This window comes from Acinetobacter sp. YH16052 (assembly GCF_013417155.1).
In the GTDB taxonomy this organism is placed as follows: domain Bacteria; phylum Pseudomonadota; class Gammaproteobacteria; order Pseudomonadales; family Moraxellaceae; genus Acinetobacter.
In genome coordinates this window covers 1-16370 of the sequence record NZ_VPEO01000016.1, presented here as the reverse complement: position 1 = coordinate 16370, position 16370 = coordinate 1, and the positions used below count along the sequence as shown (strand labels likewise).

The following is a 16370-nucleotide window of genomic DNA, read 5'->3' as shown; positions in this document are numbered from 1 at the left end:
GTCACAGCATTGAATAGGGCACTGATGATGACCTCTCAACACGATAGATCTGCTCATGCGCAAGAGTTGAACGCACGTTCTTCTTCAGGTGTACCGCGTTTACAGCTCATCAATATCTGTAAAAGTTACAATTCATTGAAAGCGAATGACCAGATACATTTAACCGTTCAACCTGGGCAAATTCATGCCATTTTGGGTGAAAATGGTGCTGGCAAAAGTACCCTGATGAAAATCATTTATGGGGCAACCAAGGCCAATCAAGGACAAATCCTCTGGAACGGTAAAGAAGTTCATATTGATAACCCGTCGATGGCAAGAAAACTCGGGATTGGCATGGTCTATCAGCATTTCTCTTTATTTGAAACCTTGACCGTGGTGGAAAATATTTTGCTGGGACTGGATGAAAAGATTCATTTAAAAGTCCTGAGCCAAAAAATTATTGAAGTTTCAGAACAATATGGTTTACCCATTGATCCACGCCGCGAAGTACATTCTTTATCGGTAGGTGAGCGGCAACGTGTCGAAATTATTCGCTGCCTTTTGCAAAATCCCGCTTTAATCATTTTAGATGAACCTACCTCGGTACTGACGCCACAAGCGGTACGGCGACTGTTTAAAACCTTGCGTTTATTGGCCTCCCAAGGCGTTTCAATTTTATATATCAGTCATAAATTACATGAGATCAAAGAACTTTGTGATGAAGCAACCATCTTGCGTAATGGTCGTGTGACCGGAAATGTTAAGCCCAAAGACAACAGCACCAGTGATTTAGCGCGCTTAATGATTGGCCATGATTTACCGACCTATGTACGCCCTGAATATACAGGTGAAAAACAGGTGCTATTTCAGGTCGAGAATCTCAATTACCAGTCCGATGATCCTTTTGGTGTATCGCTGAAAAATATCAATTTAAATATTTGTGCCGGTGAAATTGTAGGAATTGCCGGGATTTCTGGCAATGGGCAAGCAGAATTACTGTCTTTATTGTCGGGTGAAAACAGCCTGAAACATGGCCGGATGGTTCTGGATCAAATCGATATTTCCCGATTCAGTCCCGGACAACGGCGTGACTTGGGCCTGGGCTTTGTACCTGAAGAACGTTTGGGCCGAGGAGCAGTCCCGAACATGACACTGTCCCAGAATGCCTTGCTGACTGCATTTCGGCAGAATCTGACGCAATGGGGATTAATCAAGTTTGCGCAATGTAAGCTTTTTGCCGAGCACTGTATTGAAAAATTCGGGGTGAAAGCCGGTGGCCCAGAGGCAGAAGCGCGTTCCTTGTCCGGTGGAAATTTACAAAAATTTATTGTGGGCCGGGAAATTCTGCAAAACCCGAAATTCCTGATTGTGGCTCAACCGACCTGGGGCGTCGATGTAGGCGCGTCCGTGTTTATCCGGCAAACCCTGATCGATCTCTCTCGACAAGGTGTTGCCATTTTGGTGATTTCAGAAGAATTAGAAGAGCTGTTTGAAATCAGTGATCGTCTCTGTGTCTTGGCCAATGGTGAGTTATCTCCAGCGATACTTACCCATGAAACGAATACTGAAAATGTTGGAGTCTTGATGTCAGGCATTCCAAGCCATGACACTGCGATCATAGTAGAGGAGCAGCAAGCTCATGCTTAATATAGCCAAAAAACAAATATACAGGTTGAGAGGAGAGCGACATGCATTTACTGGAACCGCGTGAACATCCCTCTCAAATCATGAAGTGGCTTTCACCGCTCATTGCACTGCTGGCCATGCTGATTGTCGGCAGTATTCTGTTTTTAATGCTAGGCATCAATCCCGCGCAAGCGATGTACATCTTCTTTATTGAACCACTGACATCATCTTATGGCTGGAGTGAACTTGCAGTCAAAGCCGGACCATTGATTTTAATCGCCTTGGGACTGGCGGTGGGGTTTAGGGCCAAATTATTTAATATTGGTGCTGAAGGTCAGCTCACCATCGGGGCAATTTTTGGCGGTGGTATTGCGATTTTATTTCATGATCAAATCGGCTGGTGGATTCTCCCTTTAATGATCGTTATGGGTGCACTCGGTGGGGCACTCTGGGGCGCAATTCCTGCCTTACTGAAAACCCATTTTAATGCTGAAGAAACCCTGACCACCCTGATGATGAATTATGTTGCAGTATGTGTGTTGCTATACCTGGTCAATGGTCCCTGGCGTGATCCTGAAGGGATGAACTTCCCACAATCGGTGGTTTTTAGTGAGAGTGCAACGCTGCCATTCATTGTAGAAGGCACACGCATTAATGCCTCTATCTTTATCACTCTTTTTGCAGTGGTCCTGTTCTGGGTTTTTATGCGTAAAAGTCTGACGGCCTATAAACTGGAAGTCAGCGGTCAGGCACCTTTAGCTGCCAAATACGCAGGTTTTTCTTCCTCCAAAGCGATCTGGATGAGTCTGGTGATTTCCGGAATGATGGCAGGTATTGCCGGTATCTGTGAAGTGGCTGGACCTATTGGTCAGCTGAATCCGAACCTGTCCCCAGGTTATGGCTATGCAGCGATTATTGTGGCCTATCTAGGGCGTTTAAACCCAATCGGTATTGTGCTGTCAGGCTGTTTTATGGCGCTGATTTATCTGGGCGGCGAAATGGCACAAATGCAGCTCCAGCTTCCGGTCGCGATTACCGGTATCTTCCAGGGCCTGCTGTTGTTTTTCCTGTTGGCTTCTGATGCATTAATTGAAAACCGTTACCGTTTTAGCAAAAAAATGGCGTCACCGGTCCCTCAGCCCACAACAACCACCCTTTAATCCAATGTTGTCTACAGCAAAAGGAAGCATGATATGGCTTTAGAAATAACTGCAATTCTTGCAGGTACTGTTGCAGCAGCAACACCACTGATTTTCGCAGGTCTGGGGGAATTGGTCACACAGCGGACAGGTGTGATTAATCTTGGAGTAGAAGGGATGATGCTGGTCGGTGCAATTGCAGGTTTTGCTTTTGCTGCGCAATATGATGCCAGTGTATTAAGTGCCTTATTGATGGGTGGTCTGGCAGGCATGCTGATGGCCCTGATTTTTGCCTTTTTTACCTTGTCTTTAAGTACCAATCAATCCGCGTGCGGTTTGGCTTTAACCATTTTTGGACTCGGTATCTCTGCATTTTTGGGACAGAACTACGTCAGTATGGCTTTACCGGGTCTGGCTAATTTTAATATTCCACTATTAGCGGATATTCCAGTATTGGGTCCGATTTTGTTCCAGCAAAACTATGTGGTTTATCTGTCAATCTTGGTCTTCTTTCTGGTGTGGTTTGTCTTGGCCAAAACCCGTTTGGGCTTATTGCTTAAAGCAGTCGGAGAATCACCGGAAAGTGCGCATGCCATGGGTTATCACGTGTTGGCGATTCGTTATGGCGCAGTGCTATTTGGCGGTTTGATGGCAGGGGTTGGCGGAGCATTTTTATCGACCGTATATACCCCGATGTGGATTGAAAATATGGTGGCAGGCCGCGGCTGGATTGCCATTGCACTGGTAGTATTTGCGGTGTGGAAACCAACACGTTTAATGCTCGGCGCTTACCTGTTTGGGGGCGTAACCATTTTGCAATTTCACGCCCAGGCGCTTGGAATCAAGGTGCCGAACGAGCTGCTTGCCGCATTGCCCTATATAGCCACCATTGTGGTACTGGTCATGATTTCACGGAATAAAAAAGTGTTGAAAATGAATTTACCCTCTTCTTTAGGCAAAACCTTCGTGCCATAACCGCAGCCATTCATCATAAATAGAATAGATTTGAGTATAAATCATGAAAATTTTAACAGCTTCCTATGTCCTTACCATGAATGCGCAGAATGAATGTATTAAAAATGGCGCGATACTGATTGAGGACGACCAAATAAAAGCAGTGGGTACATTGGCGCAATTAACTCAATGCTATCCAGAGGGGCTCATTGAGGATTACCCACAAACGATCCTGATGCCGGGCTTGATCAATACCCATTGTCATTCCGGTTTATTGCGCGGCACGGCTGAAGGATTACCGGTTTGGGATTGGTTACAGTAGTATATTGACCCCATGCACCGGGTGTTGACACCCGAAGATGCGAAAATTGCTTCTTATTTGTGTTATGCCGAGGCACTTTTGTCGGGAACCACCACTATTGTCGATATGTGGCGTTATATGGAGGGTAGTGCGGAGGCAGCAAAAGCCTTAGGGATTCGTGCCGTTCTAGTGCCTTATGTCGCAGAGCATCCGGATCACAATTATTTTGAAACCTTAAAAAGTAATGAGGCCTTAATCAATCGTTGGCATCAGCAGGCGAATGGACGTATTCAGGTTTGGGTGGGTTTAGAGCACCTGTTTTATGCTGAAGCTTCAGCATTAAAACGCATTGAAAAGCTGTGTAATGACTATCAAACCGGTTTTCATACCCACAGCAACGAAAGCCAGTTTGATGTACAGGAAAATTTACGCCGCTCTGGCATGCGTCCAATTGAAAGTTTAGAAAAATTGGGACTGCTCGATGTACCGAAAACTTTATTGGCACATTGCGTTTGGGCGGATGCCAACGAGATTCAAATTTTAAAACAACATGCAGTGGGTGTGGCACATAACCCGATTTCCAACATGAAGTTGGCTTCCGGTGCAGCGCCTGTCGTTGAAATGCTACGTCAAGGCGTTGCGGTGGGTTTGGGTACTGACGGAGAAAAAGAAAACAATAATCTGGATCTATTTGAAGAAATGAAAACGGCATCATTGCTGGCCAAATTTTCTTCGCTGGATGCGGCCGCCCTGGATGCCTGGTCAGTCTGTCAAATGGCTACGATTACAGGAGCTAAAGCCTTGGGTATGCAAGATGAAATTGGTTCATTGGAAGTCGGCAAACAGGCCGACCTGATTGCGGTGAAACTGGATACACCGCGGATGACGCCGTTGATTGATCATAGAAAATTATTTAATTTGCATACCAATTTAGTCCATGCAGTTCAAGGCCAAGATGTCGTGATGACGATGGTGGCGGGACAGACTGTGGTTAAAAATGGCCGTTTGATCAATGCCGATTTACAGGCTCTAATTGATCAAGTGAATCAGGCGGCGCCACGCTTGTTTGAACGTCGTGATCAGTGGTTTGCAAAGCAGGGGCAAACGGTGAATGAATTACAGCGGGAAGAATTTTAAGATTTACGTGGATGTTGAGGTTATTCATTGATAGTGGGGTGACCTCAGACGCCTTTCTAACGAATGATTTAAATGAAATTAAACAGAGTGAATAGACTGATATTTTCTAATCTTTAGATGAGTTTCATTCATTCACTTCTAAATTGCATCTAATAAGCTATAAAACCATTCTTTGAATTTACCCCTTTTGCATCTCTATATTGGAGTGATAGGAGCCGTCGCGGTCAGCCTGTTCTGTGTGTATAGCCTGTTTCAACAGAAGCAGGATATCGGTTCTACCACTGAACTGGCTTTTTTGATGACCTATATCATTGGCGCTATTTGTGTGTGGAATATCCCACTTGCTGCAGGGATGGCGGTTCTACTTACGATCATCCTGATGGGCAAACAGACACTGCATCAATTTGCCGGAAAAACGATCCAAAGCTATGAGTTAAGAGATGGCTTACTTTTATTGGCTTTGATATTGATTGCGTTGCCGGTCATGCCCAATAAGCCCTTGTGGGGCGCCGTACTGAATCCCTATATCATCCTGAAACTACTCATTTTAATCTTGATTGTGCAGTCCATGGCACATGTGGCAAAACGAATCCTGTCCAATGATAAGGCGCTTATTTTATCTGCCTTAGCCTCGGGATTTGTCTCCAGTACGGCCACAGTTGCCAGTTTGGGCATGCAAGTCCGATCCGGACAGGCCAGTGCTAAATTAAATGCAGGTGCTGGATTGATCTCCTGTATTGCCACCTTATTACAGCTTTTGCTGATTGTTCTGGGAGTGAGCGTAGAGTGGTTCAAGTTCTTGCTGATTCCGAGTTTGGTGGGGATCGGAATTTTATGTATTGCAGCTGGATTCTTGATTTATCGAACTCCCCATGCGGATAACAGTATGAGCATTAATGAAATACAAGAAATTGATAGCCGGATGTTCAGTATCAAAGAAGCGGTAATTATTGCGGTCAGTTTGACCTTAATCCAGGCTGGGATTTACGGCGCGAATCTTCTACTGGGGGATAGCGGCTTAATTTTAGGCACTTTTTTAGCCTCTTTATTTGAAGTGCATGCTGCTGTAGCAGGTGTAGTGATACAGGGAAATCCTCACAACCTGACTTTAATTTATGCTGTTATGATTGGACTTGCGGCACATGCGGTGTCTAAAAGTATCAATTCTTTTGTGACTGGGGGATGGAAATTTTTTCTGTATTTTGCACCTAGCCAGATTCTACATATGTTAGGACTTATCTTTATTCTTCTGAGTTTGAAATAAAGAAGGGCTGGTTTGCATATATTATGAAATGATCCAGTCATTTTAAGCCATTTTTAAGTTTCAGATTCTAGGCTAAAGCATCTTAAAGTCTTTGAGCCACGGATCATGCTGAAGCTGTTTTCCCATTCGTCTTTTTTTAGTCAGCGACCTAAAAAGTCGATTAGTCTTTCAGGCTTCAATATGTTGCTCGCTATTTGGCTAGGACTGATCTTAAACTTTGCTTTCTATCAGAAAATTCATGAATTTACGCCTTATGCCAATCTGAAAGCAGGTCTGTTACTGGCCGCCACGGCATTGATCATCATTGCCTTTTACAACTTGGTATTACAGTGGCTGAACTGGAAATGGAACGCCAAAATACTGGCCAGTGTCCTGATCATTCTGGGTGGTTTTAGTGCTTATTTTGTCAATAGTCTGGGGGTCGTTATTACGCCAGACCAGATTCAGAATATGCTGCAAACCGATGCCCGCGAAGTTCGAGATCTCTGGTCAATGCGACTGGTCATCTGGATACTAGTATTTGTAGTTTTTCCACTTTTTATCATCTGGATGCTTAAAATTCAGCCTGCATCGCTTGGGCATCAGCTGGTGCATAAAAGCCTGAGCAGTGTAGTCTCACTCGGACTGATTCTAGGTTTATTGTTCTGTTTCTATGTCGATTATGCCGCCATCTTCCGTGAGCACCGCGATCTGAAGGGTATGCTTTCTCCACAAAATAGCATCGCGTCCACCTTGTCCTATTATAAAAAGAAAGCACCTAAAGCGAATTTACCTTTGGTGGTTTTCGGCGAAGATGTACATCTGTTACAGCAGGCCCAAATGCAGCATCATCCCAAATTGATGGTGCTAGTTGTTGGAGAAACTGCACGTGCCGAGAGTTTTGCTTTAAATGGCTATGCGCGCAATACCAATCCTGAACTGAGCAAGTTAGCGGTGATTAATTTCAATCAGGTCAGCTCCTGTGGAACTGCAACAGCCGTTTCAGTCCCTTGTATGTTTTCGGGCATGTCACGGGAAACCTATGATGAGCAGCTAGCCAGCCACCGAGAAGGTTTGCTGGATATTGCGCAGCGCGCCGGGTATCAGGTGACCTGGATTGATAATAATTCTGGCTGTAAAGGTGCCTGTGACCGGGTACAAAAATACCAGATTCCGGCACAACTAAAACAGAAGTGGTGTGATGCTGGTGGTGAATGTTTTGATGAAATTCTGGTGGATAGCCTGAAAGATTATCTGGCGCATCTGGATAAAAATAACCAGAAACCGCAGTTAATTGTGCTGCATCAGATGGGCAGCCATGGCCCCGCATATTTCAAGCGTTCCAAAGCGCCATATCAGCCATTTCAACCGACCTGTAATAGCAATGCCATTCAGGGCTGTAGTGCTGAAGAATTAAAGAATAGCTATGATAATTCGATTGTATATACAGACCATGTTCTTGCCCAGATCATTGAAACTTTAAAGCAGCAGACTCAATATCAGACCGGTTTCTGGTACCTGTCTGATCATGGAGAATCTACCGGAGAGCATGGTTTATACCTGCATGGTGCTCCTTATAGCATGGCGCCCACTCAGCAAACCCATGTCCCGATGCTGATGTGGTTCTCCGATGCCTGGAAGCAGCAGAATATCCAGCAGATCAGCTGTCTCAAAGGACAGACCAACCAAGCCCGTAGTCACGATCATCTTTTCCCCAGCTTATTAAGCTTGCTGGATATAAAAACGCAAGTGATTGAAGCTAAAAATGATATGCTTGCACAATGCTCACCATCCTTAAAGAACAGAGCTTGAAATGCATAAAATACTAATTATTGAAGACGACTTTATGATTGCCGAGTCGACTGAAACATTGCTCAAGCTGCATCAGTTTGATGTGCATTGGGTCAATAATGGGATTGAGGGTTTAAAACAGTTACAGCAGCAGGTCTACGATATTGTCCTGCTCGATTTAGGCTTGCCGATGATGGATGGCATGCTGGTGCTAAAAAATATCCGGCAGAAGTTTCCGAATTTACCGGTGCTGATTATCTCCGCCCGGGATCAGTTACAAAACCGGGTGGATGGGCTGAATCAGGGAGCAGATGACTATTTAATCAAGCCTTATGAATTTGACGAGTTGCTGGCCCGTATTCATGCCTTAATACGCCGTAGTGGTTTAAAAAATACCGAGATAGATACGAATAAGAAATTATTACACAGTGGTTTGGAACTAGATCTGGAGCAGCATATCGCTCTGTTTAATGGACAGGCTCTAGAATTATCCAACCGGGAATGGTCTATCTTAATGGCCATGCTAAATCATCCGAATAAAATTTTTTCCAAGAATGATCTGGAAGACAAGCTTTATGATTTTGACAGTGATGTCAGCAGTAATACGGTGGAAGTCTATATCCATCATCTGCGGGCAAAACTAGGAAAAGACTTCATACGTACCATACGTGGGCTAGGGTATCGCTTAGGATGAGCACCATGCAAAAACGTTATTCCTTGCAAAAACGTCTGGTTATTTATATTTCATTATTTAGCGTGGTACTGGGCTGTGTGCTAATCTTTGCAGCATACCGGATTGCGCTCGAAGAAATTAATGAAGTACTGGATAAACAGATGCAAAGTCTGGCAGAGCGCATTTCAGAAAATCATCCGCAACCCTTACAAAGCCAAATTGATCTGGCAAAACAATACAGTGAAGAAGATTTATTTGTAGATATCTGGTCCTATACAGATACAGCCACTTCCTTCCATCCGCAGGATGTTCTGGTGGCACCGGTCAGGAAAGCAGGTTTCTACAAGCATCAAACGCCATATGGAACCTGGTTAACTTATATTATTCCTGGTAAGCAATTACAGATTCAGGTGAGCCAGCAGCAAAATGTCCGGCAGGAACTGGCGCTGGAGCTGGCAGCCAATATGTTTCTTCCTTATGTGCTTTTTTTACCTTTTGCAGTATTTGGCTTAGGCTGGATGATCCGGAAAAATTTTCAGCCGCTCAATGATTTTAAAACTGAATTGGCCAGCCGCAAGGCACAAGACTTAAAGCCAATTGCAATGAAAGATTATCCCTTGGAGCTGGAACCGACCATTCAGGAAATGAATTATTTGTTTGGCCGCATTTCTCTGGCCCAACAGGAACAACGTCAATTTGTAGCAGATTCTGCCCATGAATTACGCACGCCACTGACAGCACTAAACTTACAGCTGCAAATTTTGCTACAGCAGTTCCCTCAAAGCGAGTCTATCCATAATTTGAGTCAAGGCATTTTGCGTATGCAGCATCTGGTCAACCAGTTATTAAGTCTGGCCAAACAGGATGTGACCGAAGGTTTGAGTGAGCCTGTTCAATTGTTATCACTGAATCAGATGACCATCACCTGTATCGAAGAACTAATTCAACTAGCGCTACAAAAAGAGATTGATTTAGGGGTAGAGCAGCAGCAGGAACTGTTGATTCAGGGCCAAGCCTCGGCCTTGCACTCAATCATTTATAACCTGATTGATAATGCGATTAAATATAGTCCGAAGGATGGCGTGATCAATGTATCAATTTTCCAGCAAGGCCAGCAGGCGGTTTTACAAATTGAAGACAGTGGGGCAGGGATAGATCCTGCTCAATTCACTCAGATCCGGCAACGCTTCTACCGGATACATAACCATGCAGAAATTGGCAGCGGTTTGGGTTTATCCATTGTAGATAAAGCCACCGTGCGCTTGGGTGGAACACTAGAATTTTCGCGAAGTGTCAATCTGAGTGGCCTTTGTGTACAGGTCAAGTTTCCTTTGGCCAAAGCCTAAGCAAATAGGCTTCTAGTTTTTTGGAGTTAAGGTTGCCTGATACTAGAGCGTATAGGAGTGGTCTTTTCTATTGGTAGTTTGTGGCTAAACAGCGTATAGCCAATGACATTGATGCACCAGATAATCCAGCCAGTCCATAAATTATGACTCAGGAAATGTGCTCCGCGCATCATTTGTGCCCAGCCCATGGCCAACCCTAAAATTACTGCACCGATCAGAAGAAAATAAGCACGCTTGCGGTTAGAAATACGATAAACAAAATAGCCGGCCATTAACGCAAAACCACTAGATGCATGCCCTCCAGGAAAACAGTGGCCTGCAGTGGCACTAAAATCCCACAAAATCCCATTATGGGTAGGTATGGTCATATCCCAGGGACAGGCATGGGCTGACTGGGATTTTAAAATTCCGATCGAGGCTGTGGTCAGCACTACCATGCTAAAAAAATAGCCAAATTCCCAGCGCCGTATATACCAGTTCTGCCATTTCAGTGATGCCAACCAGCCCAGTAATAATGTGATATACACTAGAATCAGCAGGTCTTTAACATAGCGATGATTGAGTTCTGCCAGTGCCCATTGTTTTCGAAGGGGAAATTGACCATGATCATCGATAAAGGGATAGATGAGCTGTAAGTCCAGCACTCCTCCAATGTCAAAGAAGTTGAGAAGAATCAAAAAACTGAAGATCAAAAGTAAAGTTTGGGTCAGTAAAAACCGGGAACGGTCAGTGATCATTTTTAAGTTTTCCATTTCAGGCAGTAGCAAGAGCAGAGGTCAAATCAAATGACCAGCCAAAATGATGCCCCAGGTCAGGGCAATTAAACTAAGTGCTACAAACTGAGCCGCACTGCCCATATCCTTGGCATTTTTAGACAGTTCATGCCGTTCCATGGAAATACGATCTACCACTGCCTCTATCGCTGAGTTAATCAGTTCAATGATCAACGCCAATAGGCACACGGCGACCATGAGCGCTTGCTCAACTCGGCTAACTGGCATCCAAAAGCTTAGAGGAATCAAAATAAGATTAATCAGCAGGATCTGCCGGAAGGCGGCCTCATTTTGAAAGGCGGTTTTAAAACCAGCCATGGAATAACGGGTCGCATTAAAAATACGCTGCGTTCCTGAGGTGCCTTTATAAGGTGATCGGTAGGAAGACATAAAGCAGATTCAGTTAACAAGAGATAGGATTAACTTAAATTTTCAATCTTAAAATGCTCTTAAAAAAACCGGCCGTTCTCTGGATTTTTTATACACACAGCTTTTACATTCTTTTGCACAAAATTAAGAATTTTTTAAGTTTGGGCTTCTATCTTGAGTAGCAAGTTAATTTCGTGGTGTGAGCCAAATGATCAAGTTCAGTTTTGATCCTTATTTATCTAGTCAGATTCACTTTCTAAATACATATTTCAAGCAGCCTGAATATAAAAAACAAATCAATCACAATAAATTTTTACTACAAGTACCTCCGGCGTATCCGGTAATTTCAGCACAGGATCAATCGCTACATTTGACGGTCAAAACTGTAGAACAAAGCGAGACACCTGAACGCCGTAGCCTGGAACATTTTATTCAGGAAAAATATCAGCAAGTCCATCAGGCCACTGTATCGAGCTTCTCTTCGACCCTGTTTGCAGGTTATCAAGGCGCCGAGATGCAGGTGGTGATTGGTATGCAGCATTTAAATCAATTTAATGCCTTTCTGGAACAGTATCTCGATGAACCCGTTGAAAACACATTAAGTAAACCGAGCCAAACCCAGGTCAGTCGAGACAAAGTGGTAGAAATTGGCAATCTTGCAGCACTAGATATGGACAAAGCCAAACTGATGGTGGCCTTTCTGGTTTTTCATCTCTCGCAGCAACACATCGAATGGGCAGTATGTACCGGGACAGCCGCTGTGCGTTATGTGCTGCAACAAATGGGATTACATTTTCATGTGCTTGAAAAGGCTGACCCGCAAGTCGTTGGAGAGGCACAACGCCTGTGGGGCAGTTATTACCAGCAGAAACCTTATGTGCTGGCGATTGATGTGGCAGAGGCCCTACAAGTCGCTCGTCAATTTTATCAATTTAGTCATTAAAGCATTTTGCTTGATCAGCGAGGCACAGAATTTAAATGATGACTGCTTTATTTGAACGTATCAGCCTGCAAGCACGACAATATCCGCAGCTAGAAGCGGTAGTCACCACACAGGCAACCCTCAGCTATGCGGAGCTACAGCAGCGGGTAGAATTATTGAGTGCCGGTTTCAAGCAGCTTAATCTGCGCCATCTGGCCTTATGGGGCGTGAGCAGCATCGACTGGATTGTGGTCGATCTTGCCGCACAAAAAGCCGGCATGACTGTAATACCTGTTCCTCTATTTTTTACTGTAGCCCAAGTACGGCATCTGCTTTCCGACAGCCAAACAGAGCTGCTCTGTATTCTGGATGAATCTTTCTCTGCACCAGAATGGCTGTTAAATCTGGCTCAAGACATGAGTAGAGATGAGATTTTTATTGCTGGCCAGCTACATGCACGCTTTTTTCAGCTAGAACAGGCAGTACAGTATTCATCTTCTTTACAAACCCAGCAGCCGGCAAAAATCACCTATACCTCTGGCAGTACGGGGACACCGAAAGGCGTGTGTCTGGCTGAAGACACCATAGAATCAATTACGCATTCACTCAGTCATGCATTGGCCAGCAGTCAGCTTGGACGGCATTTGTGCCTGATTCCATTTGCCACCTTGCTGGAAAATATTGCCGGCATTTATGTCGCACTGAGCATGGGGCGCGCTGTAGTAGTCGGTGAGGTGAGCCAGTTTGGCCTGACATCTAATCATACTTTTGATACACAACGGTTTGTAAATGCACTGCAGAGCTATCAAATCGAAAGTGTGATTTTATTACCGCAGATGCTGAAAGCGATTGTGGAATATAGCGCTGAACACGGGGCTGCAGGTTTCAAGACGCTGAAATTTATTGCGGTCGGTGGAGGGAAAGTCTCTGCTGATTTACTCAAACAGTGTAAGCAACTTAACCTTCCGGTTTATGAGGGTTATGGCCTGTCCGAGTGTGCCTCGGTGGTCAGTCTGAATCTGCCGGGTGCACGCCGCATTGGCAGTGTGGGCCGGATTTTACCGTATGTCGAAGTTGAGATTGCAGCCAACAGCGAAGTAGTAGTGAAGGGTAATGCCATGCTGGGTTATGTCAATGACATGACTGCGACACCGTATATTCATACGGGTGATGCCGGATATTTTGATGAGGATGGCTATTTGTACATTACCGGACGCATCAAGCAGATAATTATCAGCAGTTTTGGACGTAATATTTCTCCGGAATGGGTCGAATCCAACAGTCTGACCGAGCCGGAAATCCAGCAGATTGCCATTTTTGGCGAAGCCCAGCCACATCTTTCGGCCGTGATTTATGCCCCGGATGATACGCAAGACCAGCAACTGGCAGCAGCACTTCAGCGGGCCAATAGCCGGATGCCGGACTATGCGCAGGTTAAACACTGGTGTAGGTCTCCAGAGCCATTTTCTTTAGACAACCAGATGTTGACCGACAACGGCAAACTGCGCAGACAGCAGATTCAGCAAAAGTTTCAGGCTGAACTGATGCCGGGCGAGTCCCAACTTATTTTTGCATAATTCACAGACCCATAGATCTGTTGAATGAGAGAGAACACATGAATATTGCACAGCGAGCTTTGAACACCACACCTAAACAGATTAAAACGCAATTGGTAGAGCAGGGTTGGGTTTTGTTAAGACATGAACACTATGACGTGACCTCGTTTAGTGAACTCATGAATAGGTTATGCCAGCGGCTGACTTATGATCCTGCACGCGAAAATGTCACTCGCCAGTCTCAGAAAGTTGATGCCGGCACCCAGGCCATGGGACTGCATATTGAAAATGGTACGACGCCTTTACCGCCCGATATTATCGCCTTTTTCAGTGAGAAAAGTGCCTCGCGTGGTTCGCAGACTGCCTTATGTGATGGGCATGAAGTCTGGAAAAATATGTCGGATGCTCTCAAGCAGAAATTTACCGAGCCGATGACCATTAGCCGTTATTTACCCAAACCGATCTGGCAGAAGTATGTGGCCACTGCCTTGAATATTGAAGATGCAGAGCAAGTCGGCCAGCAGGAGCTACAGCAGTTTATCCAGATGATACCCGGCCAGCGGATCAGTCCCGCACATGATGGGAGAGTGCACTACCATTTAAATATGCCGATGATCCGCCATGACAATCTTAAGGGTGTTCCAGCCTTTGCCAATACCTTACTGGGACCTTCTTACAATTATGAAAAACCCCGTTTTTATTTTGCTGATGGTTCAGAGATCAGTTCAGACTTACTCGCAGAACTGGCAGAGCGTTGTGAAACCCAGACCTCAGAAATTGACTGGCAGGATGGTGATCTGGTGATTATCGACAACAAACGCTTTATGCATGGCCGACGTGAAATCTTGGTGCCACTTGAGCAGCGTAAATTGTATATCTGTATGGGGCTGGGCCTGAATCCTGACTTTTAAGCAAAGCAGAAAAAGACATCTAAAAAATTCAACCATAAGAGAAGTGATCTATGTCCAATTTAACAGCAGTTCTTCTAGGTGCAACCGGTGGCATTGGTCAGGCCATTGCCGATATTCTTGGGAAAAATGGCCCGAATCTGGTTCTGGTCGGACGTAATGAACAGACTTTGCGAAAATTAGGTGAAAAACTGGCACAGCGTTATCCGGATATACAACTGCAAGGGATCTGCTGTGACCTGGCTGAGCAGAAGAGCCGTGATGAGCTGATTCATGCACTGGCCACATTGAATACCCCAATCCACTATTACATCAATAATGCTGGCATCAATGATTTCAGTCTGTTCTCACAGCAGTCACAGGAAGTGATGGAACAGATGATGCTGATTAATGTGGTCTATCCCTTGCAACTGGTACAAGGCATGATTCCATTGATGTCAAAAACTCAGCCAAGCCAGATCATTCATATTGGCTCTACCTTTGGCAGCATTGGCTATCCGGGTTATGTCAGTTATTGTGCCAGTAAATTCGCCTTGCGTGGTGCTACCGAAGCCTTGGCACGTGAGTATAGTAATACCTCGATTCAATTTCGTTATTTTTCACCAAGGGCAACGATAACGGAAATGAATGATGCAAATGTTACAGAGATGAATCAGGCACTGGGAACTAAAATGGATGATCCTGATTTTGTCGCACAAGAGTTTTATCGTTTTTTACAGAAAGACTGTCAGTCGTATCAGGTCGGCTATCCTGAAAAAATCTTTGTGAAGGTGAATCAGGTTTTACCTAATATCGTTTCTGGTTCGATTGAAAAAGATCTGGATACTATTTATAGATATGCTGATAGAAGATAGCCTTGGTAAAAATTTCAAAATTAACTTTTATGGACAAGGAGGATATGAACTTAAAGTATCATGTACTCAATTTAACTTATGTTTACCTAAAGTCTAGTTCATAATAAAAATTCATATAATCATTAATAAAATCATATGTTTGTAAATATTATTTTAATGTTTAAATTTTTCTGGTTCATGAACTTGGTGAATTCGATGTTTTTAGCGTTAAAAATGAAAATTCCCAAACCTCTACTATGTCAACGTAGAGGTCTGAGAAAAACTATAAAGTTATGAAAAAATTTTATCGTTTTGGCCAGGTAACCGTATCGGCATAATTTTTTAAAACAAATTCACGTGTATCGTCTGCAATAAAAGCTTCTTTAACGAGTTGTACTTCAGCTTTGCTATTGGAGACGAGGACGCTATCATACTCTTGGTTATCTTGTTCAAGATAAATTGAATCACGTTTTGGCAATAAGTCAGCATGAATAATAGTATATGCACCAGCCATAATTGCTAAATCTGAATCTTTAAAGCTAACTGGTACTAATGCATGTTCAACTTCTAAAAACTGTAAGTTCTTTGGATTAGATGTAATAGGCTTTGTTGCACAAACCTTTGCTAAAGGCTTATTCCGCAATATAATGCTCTGAATAGCCACCAAAATTCTAGACACACATAACCATCTTTTGGACTGCCACCACTCTCCTAGACAAATTTCGTCTATTCTTTTTGCATAGGAGAGAACATTATGAGTGGACAACGATACACCCCAGAATTTAAAGAAGAAGCTGTTAAATTGATTACTGAACGTGGA

General features: G+C 44.1%; 13 protein-coding genes and 2 pseudogenes. 12 read left to right on the top strand and 3 right to left on the bottom strand.

All coding sequences use genetic code 11. The features are described from left to right. Positions 1 to 24 precede the first annotated feature (24 nt). The 8 genes and pseudogenes from FTV42_RS11465 to FTV42_RS11430 all read left to right on the top strand — a co-directional run bounded on the left by FTV42_RS11465 (position 25) and on the right by FTV42_RS11430 (position 10189). Positions 25 to 1626 carry an ABC transporter ATP-binding protein gene (locus tag FTV42_RS11465; protein WP_180038831.1) on the top strand — a complete coding sequence of 534 codons (1602 nt, stop codon included), beginning with the start codon at positions 25 to 27 and terminating at the stop codon, positions 1624 to 1626. A gap of 41 nt (positions 1627 to 1667) precedes the next feature. Beyond that, positions 1668 to 2765 carry an ABC transporter permease gene (locus FTV42_RS11460; protein WP_180038830.1) on the top strand — a complete coding sequence of 366 codons (1098 nt, stop codon included), beginning with the start codon at positions 1668 to 1670 and terminating at the stop codon, positions 2763 to 2765. Positions 2766 to 2798: 33 nt separating this feature from the next. Then, a complete protein-coding gene (locus FTV42_RS11455) occupies positions 2799 to 3719 on the top strand; it encodes an ABC transporter permease (RefSeq protein ID WP_004729775.1) in 921 nt (306 codons plus the stop codon). A gap of 43 nt (positions 3720 to 3762) precedes the next feature. Continuing rightward, positions 3763 to 5136 (top strand): annotated as a pseudogene (locus FTV42_RS11450) (amidohydrolase family protein). 184 nt (positions 5137 to 5320) lie between these two features. Then, a pseudogene (locus tag FTV42_RS11445) lies at positions 5321 to 6400 on the top strand (DUF4010 domain-containing protein); the annotation flags it as partial. 105 nt (positions 6401 to 6505) lie between these two features. Continuing rightward, positions 6506 to 8191, top strand: coding sequence for a phosphoethanolamine transferase (locus FTV42_RS11440; RefSeq protein ID WP_180038828.1), 1686 nt, complete (start codon positions 6506 to 6508; stop codon positions 8189 to 8191). Between the two features lies 1 nt (position 8192). After that, entirely contained in the window at positions 8193 to 8864 is a 672-nt protein-coding gene (locus tag FTV42_RS11435; RefSeq protein ID WP_180038827.1) for a response regulator transcription factor, read from the top strand. A 5-nt stretch (positions 8865 to 8869) separates the two neighbouring features. Next, the gene (locus FTV42_RS11430; RefSeq protein ID WP_180038826.1) at positions 8870 to 10189 is read left to right on the top strand and encodes a HAMP domain-containing sensor histidine kinase; all 1320 of its coding nucleotides are present in this window, start codon (positions 8870 to 8872) and stop codon (positions 10187 to 10189) included. Positions 10190 to 10215: 26 nt separating this feature from the next. On the opposite strand, the gene FTV42_RS11425 is transcribed toward FTV42_RS11430, so the two are convergent. After that, a complete protein-coding gene (locus tag FTV42_RS11425; RefSeq protein WP_180038825.1) occupies positions 10216 to 10926 on the bottom strand; it encodes a phosphatase PAP2 family protein in 711 nt (236 codons plus the stop codon). Between the two features lie 39 nt (positions 10927 to 10965). Beyond that, positions 10966 to 11352 carry a diacylglycerol kinase gene (locus FTV42_RS11420; protein WP_005107001.1) on the bottom strand — a complete coding sequence of 129 codons (387 nt, stop codon included), beginning with the start codon at positions 11350 to 11352 and terminating at the stop codon, positions 10966 to 10968. 187 nt (positions 11353 to 11539) lie between these two features. Here FTV42_RS11420 and FTV42_RS11415 point away from each other — a divergent pair, with 187 nt between their 5' ends. Genes FTV42_RS11415 through FTV42_RS11400 form a run of 4 tightly spaced genes read left to right on the top strand, consistent with a single transcriptional unit; the run spans position 11540 to position 15571 of the window. Beyond that, complete coding sequence (locus FTV42_RS11415) at positions 11540 to 12274, top strand: thermostable hemolysin (RefSeq protein ID WP_180038824.1); 735 nt, start codon at positions 11540 to 11542, stop codon at positions 12272 to 12274. 35 nt (positions 12275 to 12309) lie between these two features. Continuing rightward, positions 12310 to 13830 carry an AMP-binding protein gene (locus tag FTV42_RS11410; RefSeq protein WP_180038823.1) on the top strand — a complete coding sequence of 507 codons (1521 nt, stop codon included), beginning with the start codon at positions 12310 to 12312 and terminating at the stop codon, positions 13828 to 13830. A gap of 38 nt (positions 13831 to 13868) precedes the next feature. Continuing rightward, positions 13869 to 14720, top strand: a complete 852-nt coding sequence (locus FTV42_RS11405; protein ID WP_180038822.1) for a TauD/TfdA family dioxygenase — start codon at positions 13869 to 13871, stop codon at positions 14718 to 14720. Positions 14721 to 14770: 50 nt separating this feature from the next. Next, positions 14771 to 15571, top strand: a complete 801-nt coding sequence (locus tag FTV42_RS11400; protein WP_180038821.1) for an SDR family oxidoreductase — start codon at positions 14771 to 14773, stop codon at positions 15569 to 15571. 283 nt (positions 15572 to 15854) lie between these two features. Here the strand turns inward: FTV42_RS11400 and FTV42_RS11395 are convergent. Further along, a partial coding sequence (locus tag FTV42_RS11395; RefSeq protein WP_218946987.1) for a MetQ/NlpA family ABC transporter substrate-binding protein occupies positions 15855 to 16370 on the bottom strand: 516 nt, incomplete at its 5' end.